This window comes from Paenibacillus sp. oral taxon 786 str. D14 (genome assembly GCF_000159955.1).
Classification (GTDB): Bacteria; Bacillota; Bacilli; order Paenibacillales; family Paenibacillaceae; genus Fontibacillus; species Fontibacillus phoenicis.
The window spans coordinates 161,172-168,827 of sequence record NZ_GG695972.1 but is presented as its reverse complement, the minus strand read 5'-3'; the positions used below and the strand labels follow the sequence as shown (position 1 = coordinate 168,827).

The window sequence follows — 7,656 nt, the reverse complement described above, 5'->3', positions numbered from 1 at the left end:
ATATGAAAAAATTCAACTATCAATGAAGAACGCTTGCGCATCTATGTTTATTCACTAAGCCTTTTGGCCTAGAAGAAATTCTTATTCTCCAAGATCGAATTTATCATGACGACAGAAAATGAGACATTACCCCAAAGTATACTTTGGAAAAGCATAGTTCGACATAATTATACAAAAAGTCACTATTCCAACTTTAAATTCAGCGATATTCTGAACTATGATAACATAAATGGTAAAATGGCGAGGGGGGGTGAAGAACGATGAGGCTAACACAACATGAGCACCAGGACCCTGGTTGGCCATCCCGGATCGTAGGTCGTGAGTGGGAGTTGGAGGTCTTTTCGTTATATCTAAAGCACTATTCTAGTATGGAGCGAATCATCAACATCTACGGCTCCTCCGGTGTAGGAAAAAGCTCTCTAGCTGAGGAATTTCAGAAGCAAGCCGCAAAACAAGGCGCAGCCGTAATCACACTTGATGCCGCGAAAATCAAAACCACACCCGAAGAAATCTGCCGGCAAATCCTGTTCCAGCTCGGTTTGTTGGACACCCTCCCCTCATTATCCGATCCCGACTTTATCATCAGAGCTGCCATCGAGGCCGTCAATAAACGAGCTAATTTGGGGGCTGTGCTTTTATTTATTGATACGTATGAACTGCTGGAGACGATGGATGATTGGTTTCGTGATTTTTTTATTCCGCAAATTAAGGACCGTTGCCTCAGCATCATCACCGGCCGGAATCCGTTGTCCAGCAAGTGGACGGGATGCCCGCTGTGGAAATATACCATCTATCGGATGCCGCTCAAGAACCTGGACTATCACAGCGTTGTCGCTTTTTTGCGGGGACGCGGAATCGTTGAACCGGACCAAATTCAGCGCATCTGGAAGCAAACGGACGGCTTGCCTGTGATGCTCACTTCGCTGCTCGGTGAGCACAACGCCAACGACGGCGAACCGGCCCTTCCAGGCCTGCGTGACGAGGCACGCCCGAGAGGCTGTGAAGCGATGGTCTTGGATGGCTCCCCGGCCCCGGAGAGTCTGCCGAAGTTGAAGCCGGAGGCGGCCATTTACGCCCGCACGGATTTGACCCATCGCGAGAAGGAGGTTGCCGCTCTCGCCTCCGAGGGGCTGACCAACCGTGACATCGCCTCCCGCCTTTTTCTCAGCGAAGTCACAATTAAGAAGCATATGCGCTCCATTTTTCAAAAAGTGGGGGCCAGCAACCGGACACAACTGCTTAAGCTGTTAATCTCTGTTCCGACCGGTTCGAAATGACAAGTTCTCTATCATTACGAATCCTGGCAGTTAGGTGGAAGGATGTGCGTCTATCGTCGCAGCTTATTGGAAAAATCGATTGCCATCGGTGCCATGCCGCATGTATGATGGATTCATAAGCTAAAGTTTTATTGGATTCTCCCGTATGACGCACATCGTCGGTTATTCTACTTCTTCAGCGGATCATTTCGAGGAGGCTTTGTATTGTGGAAGACGACCAGATAAGCTCCCTATTCCGGCCAGAATTCATGCTCACCGCTTCGGCCTTGCTTCAGGCCATTGACAGGATGGGCGTTGGCTTGGCCATTACAAATCCGAATCTTCCGGACAATCCGTTGGTCTATGTCAATCAAGGGTTTGAGAAGATTACCGGATACAAGCGAGAAGAAGTTCTCAACCGAAATCTCCGTTTCCTTCAGGGGAAAGAGACCAACAAGGAACATCTCGCCGTCATTCGGAAAGCGATCAAGGAAATTGGAGCCGCTACAGTAACGATCAAGAACTATAAAAAGGACGGCAGCACCTTCTGGAACCAATTTGTCATCAGTCCCATTTTGGATGCGGAGGGGCATCTTCTCTATTTCATCGGGCTTCAGTTCGACGTGACCCGGGAAGTGGAGAAGCAGCAGGCTTCAACGGAACAGCTCCGCCAGTTGTCCCATTTCGATCCGGCGACCCACCTGATGAGTTCGAACTATTTTAAGGAACTGATGTACGCCGAGCTGCTTTCGGCCCAAGCCGAGCATACCACGGCCGCCGTCATTTGCATCAACCTAAACCGTTTCCGGCTGATTAATGAAAGCCATGGCGAGAGCAAAGGCAATGAGCTGCTGCGTCAAGTCGCAGAAAGACTGCGCCGTTCTTTCCCGGATGGAACCCCGATGTGTCGGAATTTTGCGGATGAATTTTTCGTGTTGGTGTCGAACATAACGGATCCATTATACATACATACACTTGCACTAGATTTGAACCAAGCGCTCAGAGAGCCTTACACCCTATCCGGCGAAGCGTTCCAGGTCGGTTTCGGAATGGGGATCAGCCTCTACCCGGACGACGGCTCCGACATCCATCAACTGCTGCAGCATGCGGAAATGGCGATGAAAGAAGCCAAGAAGGAAGCGCTGGAAGGCCCGCATTACTATGATCAATACCTGATGGACCGGCTGAAGACCCAAATCACGTTAGAGAAAAAAATGATCCGCGCACTGGCGGAAGGGGAGTTCGAGCTGCACTTCCAGCCCAAGGTGAATGCCTCAACCAAAGAGCTGACCGGCTTTGAAGCGCTGATCCGTTGGAAGGATCCGGTGCAGGGATACATTCCGCCAAACTCTTTTATTCCGATCGCCGAGGAGAATGGGTTTATCGTTGAATTGGGCGAATGGGTCCTGCGGGAAGCGTGCAAAGCGAACAAACGATGGCAAGATGCCGGGCATCCGAAGCTGCCGGTATCGGTGAATGTCTCGGCAGTGCAGTTCCGGCATCCGCAATTCTTGCGTACCGTTGAACAAGTGCTGAACGAGACGGGTTTGGCCCCGCAGTATTTGGAGCTGGAGGTAACCGAATCGTTATTAAACGATCATGTGATGATCAAGGATACCTTAACTGCCTTGCAGCAAAAAGGCATCTCGCTCTCTGTAGACGATTTTGGGACAGGCTACTCCTCGATTCATTACTTAAAATCGCTCCCGGTTCAGGTGCTGAAAATCGACCGCACCTTCGTGCAGGAGACCCCGTGCTCCGAACGCGACAACTCTCTGCTGCGCTCCATCATCCAGTTAGGCAAATCGCTGGGCATGACGGTGCTGGCCGAGGGCGTCGAGACGAAAGCTCAGTTCGAATTCCTGCAGCAAAACGGCTGCGATCAAATTCAAGGCTACTATTACAGCCGTCCGCTTAACGCGGAAGCCATAGAGGGATTGCTGAAATCGAGTTAATGCGCGTCATGGCTCTCGATACACTCCGGTCACGACGTTCTCTTCCCCAAAGGGAATAAGTAAAAAAATAACCATGCCAGCAGCAAGGCTCCAGCCGGTATCCCGCTAAGCATCCATCGGATGCCGATCGCGGCCGATGCCGGCTGTTCGTTTAATGCGGCGTCGTAACCGCTCGCCTCCAGGATGAGCCCCATGCAAGCAGCCTGCAGCGAAACTCCCCATCTCACGATAAATCCGTTCATGCCGAAGTACATGCCCTCCCGTCTTGCGCCGGTACGCCGCTCATCCTCATCGATCACCTCAGACAACAGGACGTCGAGCAGCACCAGCAACCCTGCCAATCCGATGCCGACGGCAGCGGCGGTGGCAATCGCCCCTCCTGCCTGTGTCACCCAGCCGAACGGCAGCAACGCCGCTGTATAGCAGCCCATCGCAATGAGGATCCCCTGCCGGGCGCCGTATTTCGCTGTGATCCGTCCCCACAGGAATACGCAAGGAATGGCGGTGAGAAAGATCCCCCCTAGCAGCAAGGTGTTGTAGCTTTCCTCGCGGCCCAGAACGTATTTGGTGTAGAACGGAATCCCGGCGGGCAGCAGCGCAAATGTAAACTGCACCAGGAAACTTCCGGTCACGTACAGGACAAACGCTCGGTTTCCCAGAGTATGTCGAACCGCTGTGGTCAAACGGAAGGTGGCACGTACCGTATCGTGATGTTCCCGGCTGCCCCAAAGGGATAACGCTAGGAATACGGCCGACAATACAGCAAATATAACCCCCATGGAGCCCCAACCGATCTGTGAATAGAGGAGCGGCGGAATGGCGACACCTACAATCATGCCCACGATCCCCATCATTTGCCGCCACGAAGAGACATACGCTCGGTCCTTGATGCTCTGAAACATCTCCGGGAACAAGGCCGAGTAATTCAGAACAACCAAGACGAATAATGCATCGTACAGGATTACGGTTCCTATAAAATAAGGAAAGGCCGCCCCTTCCGCCGCCGGCGGCGTCCACAGCAACGCAAACGCTGCGGCCAGCGGAACCAGGCCAAAACCGATATAGGGAAGGCGTCTGCCGAACCGGGTGCGGGTCCGGTCGGACAGATGGCCAAACAGCGGGTTCAGCACGGCATTCAGCACGCCGTGAAATATCATCGCCAAGCTGATCCAGGCGGGCCTTACGCCCAGCACGTCGACGTAATAATAGACGAGATAGGTTGCAAAAGCTTGCGACATCAAATTTACCGCCAGATTGCCCGAGCTGTAGGCTACCTTTTGAAGCTCCGTCCGGTTTCCCGGATTTGCGGTTCGCATCATCCGCCCTGCCTCCTTTATTCGATCCGCCGGCCGGCCTTAGGGCCGCTGCTGTGACATCTGAAGGTCCTGCAAGTCCTTCCAGCGGATCATCTCGATGCCTTCCTCCGCAAGAACCGCCTTAATGTCCGGATCACGGAACAGTTGATAATCCCATTGTCTTTTTTCCCATTCGTTGTGGATGGCCTTCAGTTCTTCCGTCGCGAGCGCCGGATGGATGATAATCTCCGAGACACCGGGACGGAGCGCTTTAAGGACGGTGATCATATCGCGTTTGTAGCTTTCGTACGTTTCGCCCGGCTGCTTGCCAAAGGGCAAACCGATGAGATCACCGAGGAGGATCACGCCCATCCGATCGGCGAGCTCGGTGACCTGATGAATCAGGGCGTTCGCCTCCGGCGGCAATTTCCCTACCTGCGGCAACGAACGCGGCAAACGGAAGGGCAGGCCGTAATCCGCACAAATCTCAAACGCCACATCAAGGAAATGATGGCCGGTTGCCAATCCATACAAGCTGCCCATGTGGTTATCGAGGTGTGTAGGTGCTAAGCCTAACGCCAGCGCCGTCTCCACCTGGTTAATCATCTCAAGGCGCACTTGCGGCCGGCTGGCTTGCAATTCGAAGCGAGCAACGTCCTCGGGAAAATAACCTTCCTCTGTCACCAATGTCCGCACGTCCCCATCCCGGGTGACCGGCCCCCACTTATATCCGTTCCATTCGCTGGTGAACGTCAGATGGACCCCCACATCGAATTCCGGATTGGCAACGCTCCACGCCACCGCCTCCTTGGCCCAGGAGCAAGGGATCATGACCGTCGCCGAGGAGACCGCCCGTTCCTGTAGCAGTTGGGTTATCGCCGTATTTTCCGCATGGCACATTCCAAAATCGTCCGCATTCACAATCAACAGTTTGGCTTCCCGCCCGTACCCCAATCGCTCTGCCAATGTCATTTGCCTTCTCCTCCGTTTCTGCTCTAATTTCAATGAGCTTGATAATTAAAACGCTTACATAAATGGTGGAAATAACCGAAGTGTACCTTCGGTTATGGATAAAACTGCGAATCCCGATTGATGACGAACGTATCACAGAGCTCAGCCCTTTCTTTGGCCGATGAATTTATATACCAAGTGTATGTTGGAACCTAAGCCTATAGTTCATAAGTTTGTAATTTCGCTTACACCCTGATAATTCCTGCTCAGGCAAAAAAAATAAGGGCAATCGGTATCCGACTGCCCTTTCCGTTATCAGCTATTGAGAACTCTGTAATGATATTCCGACACGACCGTAAAGCCAAGCTTATTATAGAGCTCCAACGCCGGTGCGTTGTTCGCCAGCACTTGCAGGTGCATACCTTCCGCGCCGTTCTCTATCGCCCAAGACGCTAGCGCACGCAGGAGGCGGCCGGCGATCCCCTTGCGGCGGTGGCGTGCATCGACAACAACATTGCTGATCCCGGCCCGGCCCTTCTCAATGACCACGGTAGCTAAGCCCACCGGCTCACCCGCTTCATAGATTGCCGCAAACGCCTTAGGTGTGGGCATTGCTGTAAAGATCGACGTATATCCGGCCCGGCGTTCCTCCGGAAATCCCTCCATCCGTAGAAATGCGTCCATCCATGACTCGACCGGTCCCGCTTTATAAACCAACTCCACATCGTCAGCCTCGTAAACGGTGGATCGCTGAAGTACATCCTGGCTAGAAGCCGCCAGCAGCAGGCAGTTCATCGAGATCTCATACCCCGCCGCGGCCAGCAGCCCATCCAACTCTTGAGGTGAAGATTCACTGACGTGAAAGCAGGGTCTCAGTCCACGTTCCCGGTAAAAGTGCTCCACGATGGCAAGCCAATCGCCCTCTGGAAAAGGTCCGGCTGCCAGCACACTGTTCGCCCTTGTTGTGACGCCGTCGTTTGCCCGAAGCCGCCAAGTGCCAAGCCATTCCAACTCGCGCGGAGGCCACCCACTTGCGGCCAATTGCTCCAATCGATCAGCTACCTCGGTTTCTTCCGTCCGCCCGCTCATTTGAGCCACTCTCCAAAGAAGCGCTCGTATCCTCTCTTCATCACTGTCGCCGAAAACTTCTCAAAGGCGTAATCCCGGTTGTCCCTGGAATACTTCAGCGGTGAGGCTGCCGCCATGTTGACCAGTTCAAACCAGTTGTTCTCGTTGCCGGCAAAGGCGTGACGGGAGCTAATGTGACCATAGCAGGGATGCTCCGGCTTGACGACGATTTTGCCCATCGCGAGCGCTTCGGTCAGCGGCATTGCAAAGGTATCAAACCGGGAGCAGCTCCAGTACACCTTGGCCGAGTTCATCAGCGAAAACACTTCATCCTGGCTTAACGCAAACCGCAGGGTGACGTTGTGGGGGATGTTGTATTTTTTCACACTTTCCTTGTAACGCTCCCCGCCAAACACCATCACGACGTCCTTGTCCGGATTTTGCCGCGCATATTCCAGCACCAGGTCCGGCCGCCGGTTCTCCTCGTCCCGTCCGATCCAGAGTACCCGATTCTCCACGATAACCGAGGGGTCAAAAAACCGCTCCGCCAACGCTTCGTTAAATCCGATGGGAATCACGTCCACATCCGTCACACCGAACACGTCGTTCATTTGCTTCCGCAAAAACTCCGTCTGTACGATCGCCTTGTCCACAATCCCGTAAAACGGCTTCATCATCTCATACCCGGTCAACGCCGGGTCAGGGAAACTGTGTGGGAACAGTACGCTCTTGGGGAGGAACATTTTGAGAAAAGTAAACCCGGATACCGTATAAATCACGTGCTCGATGTTCTGCGAATAAATTTGGTCCAGCACGATATCGTAATTGACCAGATCGCCCTTCTCGTGCTCATAGCCGGGAAGCCAATCGTGTCCGCTGACATGGCGCTCCGGCGAGATAAATACAACCTCCACGCCTAGCTCCCGGCCGATGTCGCGCAGCCGCTCCGCAAACACGCGCGGGCCTTGGGCTTCCGCAAACTGGATTTTTCGCATGACTAAACCGACTTTCTTCATTTGATCCCGCCTCTAGTTGTTATAGTAATATGTGCTTGCCACGTCATGTCTTGCTTCGTCAACCGCTAACGGACCTGAGGGACGTTAATCGCTACGAATTCGGGACTACGAGGTT

The 7,656-nt window shown here is 53.3% G+C and carries 6 protein-coding genes; 2 read left to right on the top strand and 4 right to left on the bottom strand.

Annotated features, from left to right (window positions below; all coding sequences use genetic code 11):
* Positions 1 to 260 precede the first annotated feature (260 nt).
* Both POTG_RS24220 and POTG_RS05825 read left to right on the top strand, forming a co-directional pair.
* Entirely contained in the window at positions 261 to 1,277 is a 1,017-nt protein-coding gene (locus tag POTG_RS24220) for a helix-turn-helix transcriptional regulator (protein ID WP_009223888.1), read from the top strand.
* A gap of 206 nt (positions 1,278 to 1,483) precedes the next feature.
* Complete coding sequence (locus tag POTG_RS05825) at positions 1,484 to 3,211, top strand: putative bifunctional diguanylate cyclase/phosphodiesterase (protein ID WP_009223887.1); 1,728 nt, start codon at positions 1,484 to 1,486, stop codon at positions 3,209 to 3,211.
* A gap of 29 nt (positions 3,212 to 3,240) precedes the next feature.
* Here the strand turns inward: POTG_RS05825 and POTG_RS05820 are convergent, their stop codons facing one another.
* The 4 genes from POTG_RS05820 to POTG_RS05805 all read right to left on the bottom strand — a co-directional run bounded on the left by POTG_RS05820 (position 3,241) and on the right by POTG_RS05805 (position 7,541).
* Positions 3,241 to 4,530, bottom strand: a complete 1,290-nt coding sequence (locus POTG_RS05820) for an MFS transporter (protein WP_009223886.1) — start codon at positions 4,528 to 4,530, stop codon at positions 3,241 to 3,243.
* A gap of 36 nt (positions 4,531 to 4,566) precedes the next feature.
* Entirely contained in the window at positions 4,567 to 5,478 is a 912-nt protein-coding gene (locus POTG_RS05815) for a polysaccharide deacetylase family protein (protein ID WP_009223885.1), read from the bottom strand.
* A 294-nt stretch (positions 5,479 to 5,772) separates the two neighbouring features.
* A complete protein-coding gene (locus tag POTG_RS05810; RefSeq protein WP_036644388.1) occupies positions 5,773 to 6,546 on the bottom strand; it encodes a GNAT family N-acetyltransferase in 774 nt (257 codons plus the stop codon).
* Complete coding sequence (locus POTG_RS05805) at positions 6,543 to 7,541, bottom strand: glycosyltransferase (RefSeq protein WP_009223883.1); 999 nt, start codon at positions 7,539 to 7,541, stop codon at positions 6,543 to 6,545. The genes POTG_RS05810 and POTG_RS05805 overlap by 4 nt, the downstream gene beginning before the upstream one ends.
* Between the last annotated feature and the right edge of the window lie 115 nt (positions 7,542 to 7,656).

Excerpts from the sequence above, each read along its gene's own strand:
- POTG_RS05815 (WP_009223885.1), bottom strand. The coding sequence starts at position 5,478 with ATGACATTGGCAGAGCGATTGGGGTACGGGCGGGAAGCCAAACTGTTG.
- POTG_RS24220 (WP_009223888.1), top strand. The coding sequence starts at position 261 with ATGAGGCTAACACAACATGAGCACCAGGACCCTGGTTGGCCATCCCGG.
- POTG_RS05805 (WP_009223883.1), bottom strand. The coding sequence starts at position 7,541 with ATGAAGAAAGTCGGTTTAGTCATGCGAAAAATCCAGTTTGCGGAAGCC.
- POTG_RS05820 (WP_009223886.1), bottom strand. The coding sequence starts at position 4,530 with ATGATGCGAACCGCAAATCCGGGAAACCGGACGGAGCTTCAAAAGGTA.
- POTG_RS05810 (WP_036644388.1), bottom strand. The coding sequence starts at position 6,546 with ATGAGCGGGCGGACGGAAGAAACCGAGGTAGCTGATCGATTGGAGCAA.